Genomic DNA, 2,563 nt, shown 5'->3' on the forward strand with positions numbered 1-2,563 from the left:
ACAAAACTTTAAAAACTATTCAAAATGAAATGGAAAGGTAGAGAAGAAAGTGACAACGTTGAAGACAGAAGAGGTATGTCTGGAGGCGGTAAAGCTGTAGTTGGTGGTGGAATAATAGGAATTGTTATTTTACTACTAAATCTTTTTGGCGGAGAAAATGCCAAAATGTTGACACCCGTTTTAGAACAAATAAACCAAGGCCAACAAACAGAACAAACAGGAGAACAAAGAGCACTAACTCCAGAAGAAGTAGAAATTGGAAAATTCACAAAAACAATTTTCCGAGATAATGAAGTAACCTGGGACAAAATATTTCAAGAAAACAATATGGATTATGAGCAACCAAAAATGGTGTTATTTTCAGACGCGGTAGAAACTGCCTGCGGAAGCGCAACATCAGCATCTGGTCCGTTTTATTGTCCTGGCGATAAAAAAGTCTACATGGATTTACGCTTTTTTGAAGAACTAAAAACGCGTTTCGGAGCCAAAGGCGGCGACTTTGCCATTGCCTACGTAATCGCTCACGAAGTTGGTCATCACATTCAAACCATCACTGGAACTTCTGGAAAAGTACGTCAATTGCAACAAAATAAAAGCAAAGCCGAAGCCAATAAATTATCCGTTTGCCTAGAATTGCAAGCTGATTTCTACGCCGGAGTTTGGGCCCATTACAACAAACAATACCTAGAAGAAGGCGATATCGAAGAAGCTTTAAGTGCTGCCCATGCCGTTGGTGACGACGCCATTCAAAGCAAAATGCAAGGGCACGTACAACCAGATACCTTCACTCACGGAACTTCGGAGCAACGTATTTACTGGTTCAAAAAAGGATTCCAAACAGGCGACATTAAACAAGGCGATACCTTTTCTGCATTGCTAAATTAGAAGCCAATCCAGCTATTCGTTACAAGAAAACACTTTAAAACAACATTTTGCTATAAAAAAAAGGAGCTTCTTTTAGTCGCTCTTTTTTTTATGCAAAATTGTCCTTTTACAGCATTTTGCTTTCCACTGCTATCTGGGCTAAAAACGTCTAGAAAATTAACAATAACAAAATAAAACAAGACGTTTTTTATCACATTCACAAATCGAAGCAAAGTCTTTCATTTTTATAAAATGTTGAACGCTTTTTGCAAATCCAATTGATAAATTTGCTCAACTAATCCAACAAATAATCCTATGAAAGTCGGAATTGATAGCATCGCATTTGACATCCCAAAACTACATTTACCAATAAAAGTTCTTGCCGAAAACAGAAACATAGAACCCGAAAAGCTCATAAAAGGTTTAGGTTTACACAAAATGAGTTTTCCCGATGTGCATCAAGATGTAGTGACTTTTGCAGCCAATGCCGTTTACAAACTCATCCAACAAGAAAATATAAATCCATCAGAAATTGCTAGAATTTATGTTGGAACAGAAAGTAGCGTCGATTCTTCCAAACCAATTGCTTCTTATGTTTCTGCACTTTTAGAACAACAATTGGGCGAAGGAACTTTACGTTATTGCGATACTTTAGACATGACTTTTGCTTGTATTGGCGCAGTAGATGCCTTACAAACAACCTTAGATTTCATCCGATTAAATCCTACCAAAAAAGCAATTGTAGTTGCCACCGACAACGCCAAATACGATTTAAATTCTACTGGCGAATACACACAAGGCGCAGGCGCAATCGCATTATTGATTACGGCAAATCCAAAAATTTTATCGTTTTCTCAAGAAGTTGGTGTTTCCTCACAGGGAGTTTTCGATTTTTTCAAACCAAGACGTTACGTTTCTAAAAACGAAATTTTAAACACAACCGACAATCCCGAATGGTTTGGAATTCTAGAAAACGAAATCGCTTTCTACAAAGAACAACCAGTTTTTGACGGACAATATTCTAATCAATGTTATATCAACCGAATTACAGAAGCCTATTTTCATTACAAAGAAATAACCAATCAAAGCGGCACTCTATTCAATAACTGGGAAAATATTTTAATGCATCTACCCTATTGTTTTCAGGCACGAAGAACATTTGTAGAAATTTATGCCAAAGAAAATAATCTAACCGAAGATATAAAAACAATTTCTAAAAGTGAAGACTATCTAGCGTTTGTAAACAAAACCATTTTCCCATCAGAAATTGCCTCAGGACAAATTGGAAACATGTACACAGGTTCTATCTTCTTAGGATTATTATCTACTTTATGTTATCACTTCCAAAACGAAAACGAAATCCAAGACAAAAAATTCGGTTTCATCGCTTACGGAAGTGGCTCAAAATCAAAAGTCTTCGAAGCACAAGTGGAAGAAAATTGGAAATCAGCAATAGAAAAAGTAAATCTTTTTGAAACATTAAATAACAGCACAGAAATAGATTTTGGAACCTACATTTCACTTCACAAAAAAGAAAGAAATCACTCGGTTTTACAACCAAAAAACGAATTTGTATTAGATTTTATCGAGAAAGAAAATCCGGTGTTGGTTGGTGCTCGGTATTATAAGTTTGTGTGATTTTCTTTTGTATAATTTGTATTTAAGGTAAATAAAATATTGCTTACAACCTCTTTTATGT

General features: G+C 35.7%; 2 protein-coding genes. Both read left to right on the plus strand.

Going from position 1 to position 2,563, the window contains the following annotated elements:
• The first annotated feature begins 24 nt into the window (after nt 1-24).
• A complete protein-coding gene (locus tag DIU01_RS15210; protein ID WP_290835944.1) occupies nt 25-885 on the plus strand; it encodes a neutral zinc metallopeptidase in 861 nt (286 codons plus the stop codon).
• 294 nt (nt 886-1,179) lie between these two features.
• Nucleotides 1,180-2,502 carry a hydroxymethylglutaryl-CoA synthase gene (locus DIU01_RS15215; RefSeq protein ID WP_290835946.1) on the plus strand — a complete coding sequence of 441 codons (1,323 nt, stop codon included), beginning with the start codon at nt 1,180-1,182 and terminating at the stop codon, nt 2,500-2,502.
• The last annotated feature ends 61 nt before the right edge of the window (nt 2,503-2,563 follow it).

It is taken from the genome of Flavobacterium sp. (assembly GCF_003525665.1).
Lineage (GTDB): Bacteria > Bacteroidota > Bacteroidia > Flavobacteriales > Flavobacteriaceae > Flavobacterium.